The sequence below is a fragment of the Tsukamurella spumae genome (assembly GCF_012396015.1).
GTDB classification, from domain to species: Bacteria; Actinomycetota; Actinomycetes; order Mycobacteriales; family Mycobacteriaceae; genus Tsukamurella; species Tsukamurella spumae.
The window spans coordinates 174263-193420 of the sequence record NZ_JAAXOQ010000001.1 but is presented as its reverse complement, the minus strand read 5'-3'; the positions used below and the strand labels follow the sequence as shown (position 1 = coordinate 193420).

Annotated in this window: 10 protein-coding genes; 4 read left to right on the top strand and 6 right to left on the bottom strand. The window is 66.5% G+C overall.

Translation table 11 applies throughout. The features are described 5' to 3' along the window. Positions 1 to 14: 14 nt before the first annotated feature. The 6 genes from brxL to HF999_RS00875 are packed head-to-tail and all read right to left on the bottom strand — an operon-like array spanning position 15 to position 13063. Positions 15 to 2150, bottom strand: coding sequence for a BREX system Lon protease-like protein BrxL (gene brxL / locus HF999_RS00900; RefSeq protein WP_312853963.1), 2136 nt, complete (start codon positions 2148 to 2150; stop codon positions 15 to 17). 16 nt (positions 2151 to 2166) lie between these two features. Continuing rightward, positions 2167 to 4704, bottom strand: coding sequence for a BREX-1 system phosphatase PglZ type A (pglZ, locus tag HF999_RS00895; protein ID WP_168544057.1), 2538 nt, complete (start codon positions 4702 to 4704; stop codon positions 2167 to 2169). Then, positions 4701 to 8270 (bottom strand): BREX-1 system adenine-specific DNA-methyltransferase PglX, encoded by a 3570-nt coding sequence (pglX, locus tag HF999_RS00890; protein WP_168544056.1) that lies wholly within the window; start codon positions 8268 to 8270, stop codon positions 4701 to 4703. The genes pglZ and pglX overlap by 4 nt, the downstream gene beginning before the upstream one ends. Beyond that, on the bottom strand, positions 8270 to 11818 hold the full coding sequence (brxC, locus tag HF999_RS00885; protein WP_168544055.1) for a BREX system P-loop protein BrxC: 3549 nt from the start codon (positions 11816 to 11818) through the stop codon (positions 8270 to 8272). The genes pglX and brxC overlap by 1 nt, the downstream gene beginning before the upstream one ends. Continuing rightward, positions 11815 to 12435 (bottom strand): DUF1788 domain-containing protein, encoded by a 621-nt coding sequence (locus tag HF999_RS00880; protein ID WP_168544054.1) that lies wholly within the window; start codon positions 12433 to 12435, stop codon positions 11815 to 11817. Before HF999_RS00880 ends, brxC begins: the two co-directional genes overlap by 4 nt. Beyond that, complete coding sequence (locus HF999_RS00875; protein ID WP_168544053.1) at positions 12428 to 13063, bottom strand: DUF1819 family protein; 636 nt, start codon at positions 13061 to 13063, stop codon at positions 12428 to 12430. Before HF999_RS00875 ends, HF999_RS00880 begins: the two co-directional genes overlap by 8 nt. 92 nt (positions 13064 to 13155) lie before the next feature. Between HF999_RS00875 and HF999_RS00870 the strand changes: the two genes are divergently transcribed. The 4 genes from HF999_RS00870 to HF999_RS00855 all read left to right on the top strand — a co-directional run bounded on the left by HF999_RS00870 (position 13156) and on the right by HF999_RS00855 (position 19153). Further along, a complete protein-coding gene (locus HF999_RS00870; protein WP_168544052.1) occupies positions 13156 to 13416 on the top strand; it encodes a helix-turn-helix domain-containing protein in 261 nt (86 codons plus the stop codon). 66 nt (positions 13417 to 13482) lie between these two features. After that, positions 13483 to 14991: a DUF3375 domain-containing protein gene (locus tag HF999_RS00865; RefSeq protein WP_168544051.1), complete on the top strand. Its 1509-nt coding sequence runs from the start codon at positions 13483 to 13485 to the stop codon at positions 14989 to 14991. After that, positions 14991 to 15773, top strand: coding sequence for a DUF4194 domain-containing protein (locus HF999_RS00860; protein WP_168544050.1), 783 nt, complete (start codon positions 14991 to 14993; stop codon positions 15771 to 15773). Before HF999_RS00865 ends, HF999_RS00860 begins: the two co-directional genes overlap by 1 nt. Continuing rightward, entirely contained in the window at positions 15770 to 19153 is a 3384-nt protein-coding gene (locus HF999_RS00855) for an ATP-binding protein (protein WP_168544049.1), read from the top strand. The genes HF999_RS00860 and HF999_RS00855 overlap by 4 nt, the downstream gene beginning before the upstream one ends. Positions 19154 to 19158 lie beyond the last annotated feature (5 nt).

The window sequence follows — 19158 nt, the reverse complement described above, 5'->3', positions numbered from 1 at the left end:
CCGATCTCGGCGTGTCAGTCAGTCTTGATGAACGTGACAGTGGTGGCCCTGGCCCGACGGAACTCCTGGAAGCGATGGCGGAGGTCGAACCTTCCGGAGCCGCTGTACGGCTGGAAGATGTCGAGCCCACGCCCGAGCATGATCCGCCAGCCGGTGTCCGTAGTGATCTGGCGGTCGTGAATACCCGGCCGGAACTCGACGTCGAATTCCACGCCGCCGTCAGCCACAGCATTCTTGATCTCCAGTAGTCCCATGAGCTGGGCCCTGTTCCGGTCTTCGCTCGACTTCTCCTCCGCCGTGACCAGCTTGACGGACACTGTGTCCTCCGCGGCCTTCGCACCGATGACCTCGAGCAGCAGATCGTAGAGGTTGCGCATTTGGTAGGGCGCGCGGATGTACGGATCGATGATCTCGATCTTCGTCGCGCCGACCAGGTGCGGCAGAAGCAGATTTGCGTAGGAATGCCCGATCGAATCGTCGGGCACGTCGATGACCCCGGTGAAGAGCTCCTCGACGTACGGGCCGTCTGCGGCGGCCACCGTGGTCCCGCCGAGCGGCACCCTCCCGCCCGCGCTGTCCGACGGTGCCTCGCCCAGGTCCGCGTCATCGCCTACTGCGACCGCCACGTCGCGGTGGTACAGACGCGGATAGTCGAGTTCCTCGCGGGTTGCCACGTCGTGCCATGCGCCGCGGGCGTCTGTGTACCCGAAGGTCACGTCGTCCATCGTCGAATCGATGCGGAGGATCTGGTCCTTGACGCGCTTGCGGCCTTCGATCGCGAACCGCAGCAGAGTTTCGATCTCGGCGGGATCCGCCTCGCCGCCGGGGTGGATCAGCTTCATCAAGCCGGAGAAGGTCTTCCGCACGCCGTCGCGATCCCGTTGCGAGATCTGCTCACTGAGGGTGAAGTCACCGGCGTATCGATCGGAGAAGTCCAGCGAACGCAGATGCCGCAGCGCCTCCGCCAGGTAGTCCACGACGAATCCATAACCGCTGGTGAACAATTCACGGCGGATGATCTCCACCTCCCAACCTGGGAGGTAGTGATGGATCCGGTCGAGGTACGCGGCATCGTGATACGACTCGGGCAGCGCTTCGAACAGGTCGGAATGCGCGAGCATCGTCGGTACCGGCCGAGAAGTGTTGCCGATGAACACCATCGAAGCCTCGGCGGTCTGGGTGTCGGTGCCGCGCGAGAACGACTTGTTCGCCATGTAGTTCTTCATGATGTCGACCAGCGTCTTGTCGACGCGCTTCTGACCGGCGAACTCGTCGAATGCAACCACGTCCCAGTAGCCGACCAGGCCGATGGACTTGCTCGCGTTGTTGACGAAGAGCTTCGCCGCCGTCACCTCTCCGCCGGAGATGAGGGTTCCGTGTGGCGAGAACTCCGAGTACACGTGAGACTTGCCGGTCCCCTTCGGACCGAGTTCGACGAGGTTGTAGTTGCGTTCAACGAACGGCACCAGCCGCACGAGTTGCAGCAGTTTCGCGCGGGGCGACAGCTTCGATGGTTCGAAGCCGATCGTGGTGACCAGTAGGTCGATCCACTCGTCGGTGGTGAACGACTCCCGCGCGGCGATGTACCTCGTGGCATCGAACTGACCCAGTTGGATGGGCCGCAGCGCCGCGATCATCCATCGATCGTCCGTCGCCTCACCGCCGAGGTACTCGACGTCGACCATGCACCACACGCCCCCGGTGAGCAGCTTGCGGTTGTTTCGGACGGTGCCGTCATCGATCGGCACGCCGCGCAACCCGAGGTTGCCGAACGAGGCGGTGTGTTTGTCGCGCTTCTCGTCGAGCACCACCGAGATCTTGTCGATCACGCGGTGCTTACCGCGGTCACGAATGGTCGACTTGATCAGCTCCGCTTCGCCGCGATGCACGTAGTGCTTGGCGAGAATGTCGCGGACGGACTCGATGCCCGCCTCAATCGTCGCGGGATCATCGGTCGCGCAGTACTGCGCGAGGAGGAACTCGAGCACGTAGCCCGGCACGACCGCGTTGCCCTTGATCCGGCCGACCAGGTCCTTGCGCACCACGAAGCCGGGGAACTGCACGTTCGCCTTCGCGTCGAGTTCACTTGTGTCGGTGACGCCCACATCGGGTTCCGCTGAAGGATCGTCGTCGATCGGAACGTCACTCACTCGATCGTCCGCCCTCTCAGAATGCGTCATTGAATCCTCCGAAACTGCGCTGCAGTGTCGCGGTGGTGCTCTGGTAGGGAGTGGTCTGGCCGTTGATCCGTTCCTCAGCGCGGATCGTGATCACCTGGCCGTTGTACCTTCCGGCTTCCTCGTTCAACACCAGTTCGACAGTGCGCCCCCGGTCGCGGATGTCCGGTGCCTCGCTCGCCACCTCGACCGTTCGCTCTCCGGACAACAGCACGCCGTCGGGCGCGTACACACCGATAACGAGTTCGCGCCCGCGTGTCTTGCCCTGCACCGGGTCACGCTGCAACAGGGTCACCATGACCGTGCTCGTCGTGATCGTGGGAGTGCTGACGTTGACGTCCACCCGCACCTTGCTCACGGTCGCGTTGCGCCCGCGCGTGAGCGTCACGAGTGGCACGACCACCTCCTGCAGCGACGCCCCGCCGTGCACGTACTGGACGCCCTGTCCCTGCTTGCTCAGGCGATGCAGGCCGCGCGGGACCTGGAGCTCGTCTCCACTGTCGTATCCGAGCGCCTGGGGTGTCCACGTGCGGAAGGCCGCTTGCTCCTTGAGGCCCTCGCCGATCACGTGACGGCGACCGAACGCCACCACTTCACCCTGGGGCTTCTCGCTCAGGTACTCGGTGGGTTCGAGGTTCGAACGCTGATACAGGAATCCATGGTCCGCCGTGACCAGGACGCGACTCGCACGCATCTTCCCACTGCCGAAGCTCTTGATGATCCGCAGCAGATCGCCCACGGCGGTCGCACACGCGTCAGGGACCTGGTGCGGTGCCTTGTGTCCGGCCTTATCGATCGTGTCGTGGTAGACGACGAGCGCATCGTTGCTCTGCCACAATGCGTTCCGGTCCGCCGGACTCATCGACATCACCTCGTCGAAGTCGATCGCCGTGGCATGCACCTTGGCCCACAGCGCGTTCCGAGCGGGTCGTCCGGAGGTGGAGGCACCGTCGGCCCGGACGGACTCACCGTGGAGGCTCAGTTTGCTGTGAGGCAGCATCGCCGCCATCCCCGCGAACGTCAGGGAGGGCAGGGGTGCGAGCCGTGGTTCGACGGTGGCGTCGAACCAGTCGTTCTCCCGGTTCATGCGCTGCGCGAGCTCGAGACCCACCTCGTAGCGGAAAGCATCGGAGATGACGACGAGAGTCTTCGCCTTCGCCGGCAGGTCATGTGCGGCGAATCCGCGCAGCGGCTCGACTCCTGGCACGGCCCACTCCGTCAGCGCGTCGACCTGCTCCTGCCATGCGGCAGCGAGCGGGCGCTGGTATTTGAGGAGGTACTGTTTCTCGACCTTGTCCGCCAGTTCCGTGGGCAGCTCGGTCTCGGCGGTCGCGAAGTAGTTGCGAAATCTCCGGTACGCACCGTCGATGGGCGCCCACGACGAGGCATAGCTGCGGACACCGTCCGTGGCGTCGGCCATCACGGGAAGGAACGCTTCTATCCGCGTGAGGCACTCCGCAGCCGCCTCGAGCGCGGCGTACGAGGTCTGCTGGTCGATGAACCACGTGGTGGTGCGCCGCTTTGCGAGGATCTCGCGGACCGCATCAGGCGCGAGTTCACGCCTATGGATGGCGGCCGCAAGCCTGCCGATGACTGCCTCGTCAACGACTGGGAAGACGTTGGTCGCGGCAAGTTGGTCGAGCGCGTGGTCGGCACCTCGCAGCCGGTCGGCGATGTTCAGATCACGCTCAGCGGTCCGCGCCAAGTGTCTGAACAGCTGGTCGTACTGACGGCCGTCCCGCAGCCGCTCGAAGTCGATCCGAGCCGGGTTGCGGGCGTCGGGCCAGTGCTGCCATGCCTGGTCGAACATCCATGTCACCAGGCCGGCAACGCTCGGCGAGTCGGTTCGGTATCCGTAGATGTCGGCGCAACCGCTCCAGAGGAAGTCGATGAGGTCGGCATCCGCCAATGCCTGGTACCCGGTTTCCTCTTCGTCGGCGTAATCCACGAACAGCGCGGTCACGATCTCCTGCAGGCGGTGGCTGTCCTTCCCTTCCAGCCCCAGGACCTCCGCTGAGAGGAACGCCAACACCGTCTCGGCGAGCTTCTCCGACGAGAGCGTCGGATCGGCCGCTTCGAGTCGTCTGCGGATCGCTTCAGCCCGCCCCGCCACCGCGAACGCCGACGAGTGCCGCTTCACCAGGTGGTCGATGCCGCGGTCGGTCAGCCCCAGCTCATGGACCAGGATCGCTGCAGTATCGGCCGTGAACAGCCCGTACCCGGCTTCTAGATCGAGCAGCCAGTTGTCCGGCCGCGCAGGCCGCTCCCCAGTGCGGTACACGAGGTGACGGCGCCGCTTGTCGCGCGCGGGGTCGTCGAGGTCCGCGTACACCCGCGTCTTGATCCCCAGCTCGTTGCCCTCGACGCGATGAACCACCACGTCGTAGACGCCGACCCCGAGGACGCCCGCGATCTCGTCCAGGCTCGCGGCGTACTCCCCCGGTACGTCCCCCCATGTCACCACTGGGCTCGCTGCGAACCGTTCTGCGAGTAGCTCGGCTATCCGGTTCGACGGAGCCGCCGTCACGACAGGCCCTTCACAGACTTCAGGACCGCCCCGAGCTTGGGATAGTTCTGCTTGACGCCGTCGTCGAGGTCGAGCGCGATCTCCGCGGTGGAGAGCGGGAACAGCGTGGTGGTCACCCAGTCCTGCAGGTCCCGTCGCATCTCTGTCAGTGCGTCCCGCTCCTTGCGTAGCTTCGTTGCTTCAGCCTTGTCCGCGGTGTCGAGGGCGTGCTCGATGGTGGTGAGACGGGCCTCCTGCTTGTCCAGCATGTCGTTCGCGTAGTTCTCGCGGAGAATTCCCAGCGTGGCGGGCGTGTACCGGTGGAGGTAGATCAGCGCGTTGAAGCCCTTGCTCGGCTGCTTCGAGTTCGACGCCACCTGCCAGTAGATCGGCCGGTTCGAGTACATCTTGAGGTGGTCGTTGTAGAAGTCCTTGAGGAAGTACTGCCGCAGATCCTTCCGCTTGCCCGACCCGAGGGCATGCTCGATCCAGCTCACGTTTGCGGTGAGGTTCTCCGCGCCGAAAGCGATGGACAGGAACTCATGGACGCGCGAGACGATGTCGTCCTCGAAGTACGCGGTGGCCGTGATCGGGACAATCCCGTCCTCGTCCGGCCGGAACTGCGCGTTCGGCACCTTCGTCTCGAAGTCCGCGATCGTCGCACCCGCATCCGCCAGGATCAGCCCAGGCTTGTCCAGGCTGTACCGCCCCATGATGCATCCGACTGCATACGACAGCAGCTCCCGCGCGAGATCTTGATCGAACAAGGTCCGGTACTCCCCGTCGCTTCGAACAACATCCTTGTTCGACACATAGCGAAAATATGGGTTTCCGGTCAACGCGACATGCTCACGAGGAACGTCAACTTCCAGCACTTTACCTAGTTGATACAGGTCGACGAAGTGGCTATTGATTCGAATTTCTAAGTCACGAGCGTCTCGCGCGGAAGCCAATGACTTCAACCATCGCAAGTTCGCGAGCTCATCCAGATTCGTTCCGCTATCGTACTGAACAAGAACACTTCCGCGATAATCCCATGACCGCTCATACAAATCCCAGTCATAGCGGAATATCCGGATGAGTTCATCGACCCAACCGGCCACGTCCGATGACTCAACAGCATCAGAAGGAGTCGGAATGGCGAGAATGTGACCGAGCTTGAAATGCAGAGTCGATGCGAGCGCGCCAGCAATAGACGAGGCTACCGTAGAATTCAGCAATCCTAGCAATTGCTTGGCGTGACCTGGGTTACCTGGAAAACCCATAGGCCCTGTCGCGTCGAACATGAAGCCACCCGGTACCATCCGCACCGCTAGGCTCCCACTTGCAATGTCACTCCAGGTTAACCCGCACTTGAACGCATACTCGCCATTATAGTTATGAGAACGAATCCTACCAGATTCCGTCACATTCAGCTTTGCACGCACTCCGTCGCCCTGCCAATCAACCAGGAACGAGTGATTGCCGTACCACCTTCGGAACGCCCCGCCTTTCTGATATGGATACCAACGCTTTCGCCATTCATCGCGACCTGGCAGATTTTCCTCAGGTCGTGAGAAATGCACTGAACTCACCTCATGCCAACGTCGCACGAACGAATCATTATCGCCTGTAGTGAGACCTTCCCGGGTGGACAGGACAGACGAGAGCGGTTCGTTCATGTCAAACGTGTCAATCATCGCTGGAGGCATCCAATAGATGATCGGTCGATCTGGGATTGAGTTCAGCATGATCGGCGAACACTCATACTCGATCGAGCTTGCACCATCGACCGCTTCCAGGAAAGCCTGCGATTTTTCGACTTCGCTCCCGTAGTCCACTAGTCGAAAATACTTGCCATGAAAGTCACTGCGCGGCCCGCCGTCCATGACAAAGGCCACGACCTGCACAACTTCGCCGTCAATCGTATCGAAGGCATTCGCCCCGAGGTGCGCAGCGGAATTCACGTGCAATGTTGCCTCTAGCCATGCGCGCACAAGTTTGAACGACGGTAGGAACATCCAAGAATGCATCGTCAACATCGCCACTGATCCACCGCGAGTCATGATGCCTGAGTTCCGCTGCATAAACATCGCGTACAAGTCTGACTTTGCCGCGGAGAAATGCTTCTTGGCAAACCCCTTCAGCATCCCACCCATGTTGCCGCTGCCCAGGTAGGGCGGATTGGCGACGACCACGTGGTACTGATCGTCCTCGAGCGCATTCGCCTGCCGGTACAGGCGGCGTACCCGGGTGAGCACCTCCCGACGAGCCTCGACGGTGGTGTCGGCGCCGTCGGATTGCTCGGCGTCTGTGAGGATCCGGCGGAGGACGGCCATGCCGACCGGGTCGACGCGGATCAGCGAGCCGAAAGTGTCGGCGTGCACGAACGACTGGAGCAGTGACTCCAAAGCCGTACGGTCGTCGCGATCGAGGCCCTGGGTCAGAAGATCGACGTCGTCGCCGTCGAAGGCCAGGGGTTCGATCCGGACGATGTCCGGGCGGACGGGCGCACCGTCGTCGGTTTTCCGCGTGAGGAACCTGCGGTCCTTCTCCCGTGCCTTCATGGCCAGGGCGAACGAGGCGAGCTGTGCGGCGCGCGAGTCGATCTCCAGGCCGCGCAGGTTGTTCGCGAGAATCTTCCGCGGGATCTCGGTGCGCGCGTAACCCGCTTCCTCGTAGATGTGGAAGAGCAGGTCGAAGGCGTAGGTGAGCATGTGGCCGGAGCCGCATGCCGGGTCGACCAGGCGGATCTCCTCGGGCGATTCGACGGTGATGCCCGTGTCGGGTTGGCCCTCGATCGGCTCGACGAAGTACGGCATGTGCTCGCGCAGAGCGCTGTTCGGGCGAGAGCGAAGCCACAACCGCCCCAGGGAGTTCTCGACCAGGTACCGCACGATCCAGTGCGGCGTGAACAGCTGGGTGACGGCGGGAAGTTCCGCTGCGTCGATCGGCACCTTGGCCTTGTTGATCTCGTCCTTGAGATCGGAGTTGTAGAACTGGTACAGCCAGCCCACCACCTCAACGGTCGCGCAGGCATCGTCGTCCATCACGGCAACGGCGCGCTCGCGAACGGAGGTCGGCGCGAGTAGGTCGGCCGGCACCAGCAGGCGGATCCAGTCGGCAGGGCCGGTGAAGACCTCCGGCATCGACGGGTACCACGCCACGAACATCGCGCGCAACAGGAGCGCGTATGCCTCGAGCTCCGGATTCACGGAGGTGCGGCGCCCGCTGAGCAAAGCGGACACCTCGGAGCGCGTGCGCTCGGAGATCTCATCGCCGAACTCGCCGGACTGCGCCCGGAGGAGGATCTCGGGCAGGTTCGACGCGGAATCCGCCGCGGGCGAGACCACACGGTAGGGCCCGGAGAACCCGCGCACGTCCATGAACCGGGCCGCTGTGAGGCGGTTGAACCAGGTGTGGGCGGCGGTGTCCGCGACCCAGGTCTCGCCGTGTTCGGAGACCGCGGCGCGCAGTCCTATGACGTCGTTCGGGTACTCGGCGGCGATCTTCGGATCGTTCAACGCCTGGGTCACCAGGCCCGCCATCTGATCGAGGAGGGTGACGCGAGCCGCGGTGGCGAACTTCTCCAGCTTCGACGAATCCATCAGAGAATCACCGTCTTCCCTGCCTCGACGGCGGCGCGGAGGCCCGCGCCCAGCTGCTCGACGTAGCGATCGACGTCCGCGACTGTGCGCAAGGTGGCTTGCGCGCCGGGTACATCGATGTCCGAAACATGCACAGTGACCGTGACGGGCTTCTTGGGAGAACTGCCGCCGTCCCGCCGCTCGTCGGGATTTAGCTCGGCGTCTCCACCCCCGTCGTCCGCGCTCGACGCGCGCGCCGCAACGAGCACCTCGATCGCGACCCGGTACGCGGCCTCGAACGACTGCTTGGCCATTGCCACGGCGCCCCGCGTGTTGTGAGCGGCCACCACGTTCCGCGAGATCTGTAGAGCGCTGATCGCACGCTCGCGACCCGCCGGATCTGCGTCCAGGTACTCCTGCTTGGTTTTCAGCTCGGCGATGCGGTTGTCGATCGCCGAGGCGAACGCGTCGCGATCTCGCGCCACGGCACCGTCGACGTGCGAGAGCAGGCGCTCGTGCACCCGCTTGATCCGTGGCACGACCTCGCCGCGCAGAAAGTCGGGGTCGGCGAGATCAGCTCGCAGCTGGACCAGGTCGTCGGCGTCCGCGTCGTGCAGCTCGGCTTCCCGGTCCTGCAGGAACCGCTTCGCCGCAGCGATCACGGCTGGCTGTTGACCATTGAGGAATCCTCGAATCGGATCGAGCGTGTCCTCCTTGAGATCCAGCAGATCGTCTGCGTCGTCGAGGAACTCACCGAGGTACCACTCGGCCGGACGCCCGTCCACCAGCGCACGCAGCCGGGCGGCCGCTGCCTGGACCTTCTCGGTGAAGGGGTACGGCTCGCCGGCCCATCGCGCCACCTCGTCGGCGGTGCCGGCCAGCTCGGTCCGCACCTTCTCGATCAGGTCGTCGGTGTTCGAGAACGTGTCACTGCTGTCGGCGAAGTCCGCGAGGAATCGCTGCAGCTTGCGCACCTTGGCGGGGTCGTGCGCGCGCACCTCGTCCACATGGATCTGACGGTGCTTGTGCCGGTTCGTCAGCTCGCCGGCGATCTCGCTGCGGACGAGGGTCCGCGAGTCGAGCCGCAGACGCACCCGCCCTGTGACCACGGCATGCGCGATGATGGCGAGCACCGCCGTCGTGGACCACCCGAACGGCGGCTTCGCGAAGTGCTCCACGAGATGACCGACGGTCGCGTCCACCTGACGCGTCTTCGCGTACTGCACCTCGTTGACCACCGTGCGTGCCAGCTCGTCGAGCGACGAGGTCACGTCGAGATCGAGCGTGTTCTCGTCGCGCAGGATGCGGCCGACGTCGCCGTCCGTGAGACTCGAGGCGGCGCGCGCCTCGTTGATCCGCAGGTACAGCGATTCGATCGCCACCTGCAGCCCGGCGTTGACCCGATCCTTCGCGCTGCCGCCGCCGACCTGGATGATCGTCCCGTTGTGGACCAGATCGGCGTACGCGACGGCACGCGCCACCTCGGCACGTACGGCGCGTCCGCGCTCGACGTTCGCACGGCCGTGTGAGGCCAGGATTCGCTGGCGCGACTCGGGCAACGTCGACTTCATCTGCAGCTGCACATAGCTGTTGGTACGGACGAAGAGCTCGATGTCATCCCTCGTGCGATCCGAGAGGTCCAGCACCACGAACAGCGCACCGGCGGCCCCGATCGACTGCTGCTTCACATCGTCGAGGGTGCGGTACCCGTAGGGGGTGATGAACCGGACGCTCAGCGGTTCGGTCCGGCCCTGCCGCTCGTCGTCGAGCCAGCGCTCGAGCCCCAGATCCACCCCCGTGGCGTCGTGCCGGACCTTGCCGCCGACGCCCGTGGCGGCCACGATTTCGTCGTTGAGCAGCTTCTTGACGTCGGCATCGTTCCGGGCATGGTTCTTGATCGCCTTCTCGACGTCCTGTTCCTCGTTCGTCAGGTACGAGTAGGCGTTGCCGGAACGCTGCACATAGGTGGCCCGCTCGAGTTCCTTGAGCGCACGCTCCACGTCGGTGTGCAGGGCTGCGATGTTCGCGTCGATCTCGGGGGTCAGCAGCACCGACAGTGACTGCGGCGTGGCCTCGAACCAGTCGACGTACTTCGTCATGAGTAGCGCCTTGAGCAGCCGCAACTGCAGCTCGCGATCAGGGCCGGTGATGTTGCGCGACGCGCTGATCACATTCTGCTTGATATCCGAGTTGAGGGACTTCTCGATACCGTCGAAGAACATGTCGAACGTGGCGAGCTCGCCCACGCCGGCCGACTTCATCGACGAGCCGATGTCCTTGGTGACCCCCAGCAGCGAACGCTCACCCACCGACGAATGCTTCCCCGTGAACGCGTTGAAGTCCGAAAGGCCGCGCATCGCGTCGTGGAACAGCTCGAACTGGTAGTCCACGAACGGGTAGGTGTTCACGAAGTCGGACTCGTTCGCGTAGCTGCTCAGCGGGCGCTGGCTCTGCAGCGCGAACAGCGAACGGAACCGCTCGTGCTTGCTCTCATAGATCCCGGACAGCAACTCCGCGCCGTCCGCGGTCTTCTCCAGCAGGCGCCGCGAGACCACGTCCTTGACGTTGCGAGAGTCGAGTTTGAGCGTAACGGCGAAGCGTGCCTGGATCTTCGAGAAGTCCTGCTGCTGCTCCTTCGTGCGGTCACCCAGGATCGACTCGAGCACCTCCTGGGAGGTGACGAACACCCAGGCGCGACCACGGCACCGCGTGTGAAGCGACTCGGCGATGGTCTGAAGGCTCAGCATGAGTTGGGTGTTCTGCCCGATGAACTGCCCGATCTCGTCCACGAAGAAGGCCAGACGGTGCCCGGCAGGTTGCGCATCGAGCCATTGCGCCACCTCCTCGGTGAACGCCTCGATCGACGTGGCGCTGTGCGTCTGCCGGTAGGTGGCGAGCGGGGCCGAGATCGATTGCCCGGTGACCTCGGCGTACGCCTTTTCCGCCGCGGCATCGGCGAACACCGCGAGTTCGCGGCCCTGTTCCCACGGCTTGCCGTAGTGCCGCTCGAAGGCGCCCTTGAACTGATCGAGCACGCCCTGCGCCGCTAGGTCGCGCTCGAACCGCGCGATGTACGGGCTCTTCCCGTACAACCCGGCCGCGTCGTAGAAGACCTGCACGAACACGTCGAGCAGCGCGCCCGGCTCGTCCTTGTTGTTCTTGTCGACCTTCTCATCGATGTTGAACAGCAACGAAGTGGCGGGAACCGCAGCCGCGCGCCCCAGGGCGCCACGCACGATCGCGTCCTCCGCCGGCAGCTTCGTCTGGAAGTCCGCGACCACGTCCGAACGCGACACGTCCACGCCGGGCACGTCACCGAGGAGGTAGGCGAGCATCTTGAGCAGATGCGACTTGCCCGAGCCGAAGAACCCGGCGATCCACACCCCGTTCGACGGCGACTCGCCCGGGAACGTATATGCCTCCAACAGGTCTCGCAGGTGATCGGCCACCTCCGCGGTGATCACGTACTCGCGCACCTCATCGCGCAGCTTCGCCGAGCTGGACGCCTTGACCACACCGTCCAGAGGACGGTCGATGTCCTTCGCCAGGATCTGTTCCAGATTCGTCACGGGTTCCCCAGTTTCAGCAGGTCGAATGCGCGGTAGTAGTCGTCGTCGAGGAGTTGGCCGAACAGCACAAGAGACGCTCCCTGCGTAGGCGATTGCCGGTACTCGCCCGGGAAGACCAGCACCACGGGCAGATCTGATAGCAGTGGCTGCAGGGTGTTGAGGATGGTGTGCGCCCGGACCAGCGGGTACAGCCGTCCGACGTGGGTCAGCACCACCAGTTGGGGTGCGGGATCCTGCGCGCGGACGATGGACGTGATGCGCGGCGACAGGTACTTCTGCGGCGAGATCACGTTCCCCACGTCCGCGAACGAATCCTTCGGCAGAACGGACTCCTGCTCGAGGATCGCGTCCCACTGGCCGGTCTCGTCCCACATCGTCCGCGCGAGGGCCCACAGGTCCACCTCGCACACCTCGATGCCGTCCGCACGCAGCCGGCCCACGAGGCGCTTGACCTGCGCACCTACTTCCGGCTCGTCCGCGGCGGGATGACCGAGGATGAAGTACGGCACTTCGCCGAGCTGCCCCCGCATGTGCAGAAAGTCGTCCGAACGCATCACCGCGTACGCGCGGTCGAACCGCTCGGCCGGCGACGGGTCCTCGTGGATCGGCTCAGTCATGACGGCCCTCTACCTCGGCTCCGATGCCTGCCAGCTGTCCGTGGTGGAGCGGAAGACTCATCACCAGTGACGCGTCCAGTTCAGAGATCACCTGTGCCGTGTCCGACGTCAGCGCCGCCGCCAGGACCCGACCTGCTTCGTCCAGGAACCCGGCATCACGAGCCATCCGGAAGGTCGTCTGGCGGAGTTTCACCCTGGTCGACGGTGCCGCGTCCCGCAGCGCGTCCACCCACGCGGACTGCACGTTCCAGAACGTCTCAAAATCGTCGGGTTCGACGAGCGGGCGCTCCGCAAGAAGGCGGTCGCGGAGCACCTCGCGACCGAAATCCCGCAATAGCCGATAGCGTGCGCATGCCGCGACCCACAGCAGGATTCGGGACTGTACGCCGGGGCCATCAGCAATGATCCGCAGGCCGGCCCGCGGCACCGCGGCGAGACGCCGCACGGCTTCGCTCGTGACGCGGACCGTCGAACTCCGGATCCGCTGCTGGACGACATTCCGTTCCACCGCGACTGACCATGCGCGCGACGCATCGCCTTCGGAAAGCAGCAGCCCTGCCACCGCAGCGGACTCGTTCACCAACAATCCGCCGGTCGTGAAGGACAGGCGATAGGGCTCTCCAGCCATTGACCCTCACCCCCCTGCAAGCGACTCGAACCGGACGATTTTCCCATGTATACATGGTGGCCCCGACAACCGGCCGCCCGCACCCTTGACCAGTGCCGGAGTCCCCGTTCGAGGAAGAGCTGTCGCACCGGCTCGGATCCGAGATCGGACGACTGCGCGTGGATCGCGGACTCAGTCAGGAGGCGCTGGCCGCCGAGGTGGGGATCAGCACGAATCACCTCCAACTCCTGGAGAGCGGACTGTCCGATCGCCGCAAGGGCACGCCGGCGAATCCCCGCTTCACCACCCTCGTCGCCCTCAGCAAGGCGCTGGAGGTCGACCTCGCCGATCTGATTCGACGGATCGCCGAGTAGCAGGCGGCCCAGGCCGACCATCTCCCCGATACACTGGACCGTCGCTTACGCAAGGGGAGGTACACGATGGCGCAGTCGGCCGCGCAGCTGTACGCCGCGTTCACGGACAACGCCGACAACGATGTCGCGCTCCGCCTGCTCCGCTCCCCCCATGCCGTCGCCTACCTGGCGCTGATGGCGGCGAGGCTGGGCACGGGACCCGTCGACGCGGAGGAGCTGGGGGACGCGCTCACCGTCGACCTGCAGTCCCTCCAGAACCACTTCACGGAACGGGCGCGCCCCGTCCCTGCCGGCCCGGACGTCCTGGACCAGTGGGTCAAGCACGGGTACGTGTCCCGGAACCTCGATGAAACCGACCGCGAGGTCATCCAGCTCACCCGCGGTGCCACCACGGCCCTCGGTCAGGTCCAGGCCGTCTCACTGGACCGCAATGTCGCCACCGAGACCGCGCTCGAGCTGGTCACCGCGCGGCTGTCGGCGGTCGCGGTCACCGTCAGCGCCGATCCCGACGACCACCTGCGCGCCCTCGACGCGCAGATCGCCGAACTCACCCGCCGCCGCGAGGCCCTGCGTCAGGGCCTGATCCCCGAATACGACCGCGACAAGGTGGTCGACGACCTCAAGATCGTCAGCTCGCTGGCCGAACGCATGCCCGCCGACATCCTCGGCTACGGCGAGAAGCTCCGCGAGCACACCCGCGCCCTGCTCACCCACGGCCTGGACGCCTCCGAGTCCAGCGAGGCGGAGGCGTACGCCAAGACCCTGCAGCGCCTCTTCGACGGCCACGACGAGCTCGCGAACACCCCCGAGGGCAAGGCCTTCGACGCCTTCTACACATTGCTGTCCGACCATCGCCTGCGCCGCCAGCTCGAGACCTCGGTCGCCTCGGTGGTCCACGAGATCGACCTCCCGGACGACCTCAGGGACTCCCTCACCGGCTTCCTCGACCGCATGTGGATGCAGGTCCAGCGCGTCGACGAGATCCGCGGGCAGGTGTATCGCCGCATCAACACCTTCGTCAAGGACGGCGACTTCCTCCAGTACCAGTCGCTGCGCGCCCGCATCACCGAGGCGCAGCGCGCGGCCGTCGACGCCTTCGACGCGGTCTCGGCGAGCCGCGACACCGGCCTCGCCGTCCCCATGACCGCCGTCGACACGAGTTCCGTCGGCGCCCTGCGCTTCCACGACGGCATCGTCACCCTCCCGCCCGAGGTCCGCGAGACCTCCGGCGAGTTCAGCATCGACCCGGCCCGGCTCGTCGGCCGCGAGGCGATCGACTGGGACGCGCTCGCCTCCGCCATCAACGCCCAGGTCGGCATGTCCGACGGTGCCACGCTCGCGGAGGTGCTCGCCGCCATCGAGGCGCCCCGCGCGGGCGATGTCGTCGGCATCTGGTCGCTCGGCGCGCGGTACGGCACCGTCGACGCGGACCGTCCGGTCACCGTCGTCGCGCACACGGCCCGCGGGCCCCGCGAACTGACGGTGCCGCACGTCGAGTTCGCCGCCGCGCTCCCGCCCCTGACCCCCGCCTCGGCCGCGCCCGAGCCCACCACACTCTTCGAGCAGGAGGCCTGATGCCGGACGAAGCCCTGGACATCGAGACGCTGGACGTGCCGGCCGACGAGGTCCTTCCCGAGATCGACCTCGCCGATTTCACCATCGCCGACGAGGACGCGATCAGATCGTTGCGCGGCGCCGACACCGCGCCCCGCTTCGACGGCGACACGTCCGCGCTACCGAACTCGGTCTGCTACGCCCTCCAGGAGCTCATCGCGGCGCCGCACGTCTCGTCGCGGTCGAAGAACTGGGCCGTGATCGAGGCCGAGGAGACGCTGCTGCGCAGCCGGCTCTCCGAGCTGAACCTCCTGCTCGAGATCAACCGCGAGACCAAGCACGCCTTCACCCGGCAGGTCAGCGAGAACGATCCGCGCCAGCGCAATCTGCTGCGCGCGCAGAGCCTCTCGCTCGCCGCGTCGGTGCTGGCGCTGTTCCTGCGCCTCAAGCACCTGTCCAGCCCCGACGAGACGGCCGTCGTGGAGCGGCAGGAGATGATCGACCACCTGCTGACCTTCCGCCCCGCGCGCGACACCGACGAGGCCGGCTTCGTGAAGAAGGCCGACGCCGCGATCAACCAGCTGGAGACCCGCCGCCTGATCCGCCGCGTCGGCACCAGCGACCGGTACGCGGTGCATTCGGTGATCGCCTCCCTGCTCACCCCCGAGCAGGTGGACCTCTACACCGCCGCGTACCGCGACCTCGCAAGCACCGATCAGGACCTGGGCGAGGCCGCGGCGCCCGTCGACGGCGCGGACGGCGACGGCACCGTCGACCTCGATGAGCAGGAGGCCGGGGAATGACCGTGCACGGCACCCGCCATCACATGGGCCAGTACCGCCTCACCCGCCTGCAGGTGGTCAACTGGGGAACCTTCGACGGCTACAAGGACTTCCCCATCGACGAGCGGGGCGTGATCCTCACCGGCCCTTCCGGTTCCGGCAAGTCCTCGCTGATGGACGCGCACTCGGTGGTGCTGCTGCCCACCTACGACCAGTCCTTCAACGCGTCGGCGGACATGACCGCCAAGGGCGCCAAGCGCGCTGCGCGCTCGATGGCGGACTACGTGCGCGGCGCCTGGTCGGTCAACGACGACGAACATCAACAGTCCAAAGTTCAGTACCTGCGCGGGGATTCGGCCACGTGGTCGGCCGTCGCGGCCACCTACGACAACGGCGCGGGCAACGTGACCACCGCCGTCGCCGTCAAGTGGTTCCCCGGCAGCGGCACCGACGGAGCCTCCCTCAAGTCCTGGTACCAGATCCACTCCGGCGCGTTCGACCTGCTCGACCTCCAGGACTGGGCGACAGCCGGTTTCGACACGCGGGGCTGGCGCGCCCGGCACAGCGACGTCGAATCCTTCGACACCCAGGCCGCGTACCAGGACGCGCTGCGTCGACGCGTCGGCATCGGCACGTCGAGCGCAGCGCTGGCCCTGCTCGGCAAGGCCAAGGCGATGAAGAACGTCGGCGATCTCGACGCCTTCATCCGCACCTACATGCTGGACCGGCCGCAGACCTATGCGCGCGCGGAACGCCTGGTGGAGAACTTCACCCAGCTCGACGAGGCCTACCGGGCCGCAGCGCGGGCGGAGGCCCAGGAGAAGGTGCTGCGGCCGATGCCGGAGGCCTACGAGCGCTACCGGTCGGCCACCGTCGGGACGACGCGCGCGGCGGACCTGCTCGGCGCCCCCGTGCGGTCCTACCTGCGCGGCCACAAGCTGCGGTTGCTGCAGGAGCAGATGGACCGGATCGAGGGTGAGCGCGCGGGCATGGACGCGCAGATCGCTCGCTGGGAGGACCGGGCCGAGGAGCGCAAGATGCGCTACAACGACCTGCTGCACCGGCTCCGGCAGGAGCAGGGCGAGGTCGGGGTGCTCGAGGCCGAGCTGCAGTCCCGCGAGCTGCAGACCCAGGCCCGCCAGCGGGCGTACGAGCGCTTCGCCGCCGCGGTGGAGAAGCTCGGCGAGCGTGCGCCGGAATCGGCGGAGGAGTTCGCCGCTCTGCGCGAACAGGTTCCGGGCATCCGCGATCGGGCGACCGAGGCCGCCGAGGCCCTCGCCGGTCGCGTGCACTCCGCGTACACGGATGAGTCGGACGCCCGCCGCGCCGTCGAGTCCGTCGACGACGAGCTGTCCGTGCTGGACCGCCGCGCCTCGCTGCTGCCGCCCGCGCTGCTGGATCAGCGCGACGCGATCGCCCGCGCCACCGGCGTTCCCGCCGAGGAGCTGCCGTACGCCGCGGAGCTGATCGACGTGCGGCCCGAGGAACAGGCGAAGTGGGCCGCGGCCGCCGAGCGCGTCCTCCGGCCGCTCGCCACCACGCTGCTCGTACCGGCCGCGCATCAGCGCGTGGTCGCCGACCACGTCAACGCCACGCGCGTCCAGGGCGTCCTCACCTACCAGGTGGTCGACGGGGCCGACGGCACGCGCCCGGATCCGGGGTCCCTGGCCGAGAAGCTCGTCGTGGACGAGAGCGCCGCGACCGGACGGTGGCTGGCCGGCGCGGTCGCCCGGGCGGCGCGCCACACGTGCGTCGATTCCCCCGCCGAGTTGGAGCGGCACGAGCAGGCCGTCACCCCGGAGGGCCTGGTCAAGAGCGCGGGCGGCCGGTTCCGCAAGGACGATCGCCGCTCCGTCGCCGACCGCTCGCAGTGGGTGCTGGGCACCAACACCGGTAGCAAGCGGGAGGCCCTGCAGCGGCGTCGGGACGAACTGGCCGCGGTGCACGCCAAGGCGGCAGACGCGTCGGCCACGCTGCGCGACGACCTGGCCGAGCACAAGGCCGTCGCCGACAGTGCCGCAGGCGTTCTCGGCTACAGCTCGTGGGGCGAACTCGACCACTGGGCCGCAAAGGCGGAGGCGGAGGAGCTCGCGGACCGGATCTCCGACGCGCGGTCCGGCAACGCCGATCTCGGCGAGCTGGAGCTGCAGGCCGACAACGCCTACGGCGAGCTGGCCGAGGCGCAGACCCGGATCGGCGCGCTCACCGAGACCATGAACCGCGCCGGTACCGAATTCGACGATCTCCTGGCCGAATTCGAGAAGATCGACGGCGAGAGCGCCCCGAAGCTCACGAGCGAGGACGAGGATTTCCTCGCCACCGCGCTCTGGCACCTGCTCACGGCCGATGAGGGCCGGCCCCGCAGACTCACGCTCGACACCTTCGGCGAGGTGCGCGCCGACCTGCGCGCCGAGCTGGAACGCCAGCAGGCGGCCGCGACCGCCGAGCGCGACGCCGCGGAGTCCCGCATCGTCCGCACGGCGGAGCAGTTCCTGCGCGAGTGGCCGGACGCCTCGACGGAGCTGTCGGCCGAAGCCGCCTCCGCTCCGGACTTCGTGGCGGTGCACGAGAACCTCGTGGCGCACGGCCTGGCGGCGGCCACGGAGAAGTTCCGGCGGCTCATCACCACCGATGTCAGCCACTCGGTGTCGAACCTGTTCAAGGAGGTCGACGACACGCACCGCGCGATCACCCGCGGCATCGCCGATGTCAACGCCGGGCTGCGTCGGGTCGAGTTCAACGAGGGCACCTACCTGCAGATCGCCTACGCCGCGCGGCCGACGCCGGAGGCCACCGAGTTCGCGAAGCTGGTGGACGAGATGGTCCGTGACGCCCCCGCCGCCAAGCGCGCCGAGCCCGCGGCAATGGCGGCCCAGTTCAAGCGGATTCGCGGCCTGGTCCTGCGCCTGACGGGCGACGACCCCGAGTCGCGCCGCTGGACCGAGAACGTGCTCGACGTCCGCACCGGGTACTCGTTCTACGGTCGGGAGAACGCCGTCGGCGCGGAGCCCGATGCCCCCGCGGTGGTCACCTACCGCAACACCGCCACCAATTCGGGCGGCGAGCAGGAGAAGCTGGTCGCGTTCTGCCTCGCGGCGGCGCTGAGCTTCGCCCTGGGCAGCCACGCGGGCCACAGCGGCACGGGCGGCTCCGAGCCCGCGTTCGCACCGCTCATGCTCGACGAGGCGTTCAGCAAGTCCGACGAGCGCTTCTCAGCACAGTCGCTGCGGGCCTTCGAGCAGTTCGGCTTCCAGCTCATCATCGCCGCGCCGATCCGCATGGTCGGCATCGTCGAGCCCTTCATCGGGCAGGTGATCCTCGTCGACAAGCAGGTCACGCCCGACGGTGCCCGCTCCGACGCCCGGTACGCGACCTTCGGCGAGCTGACGACGACGCGCTGACCGGC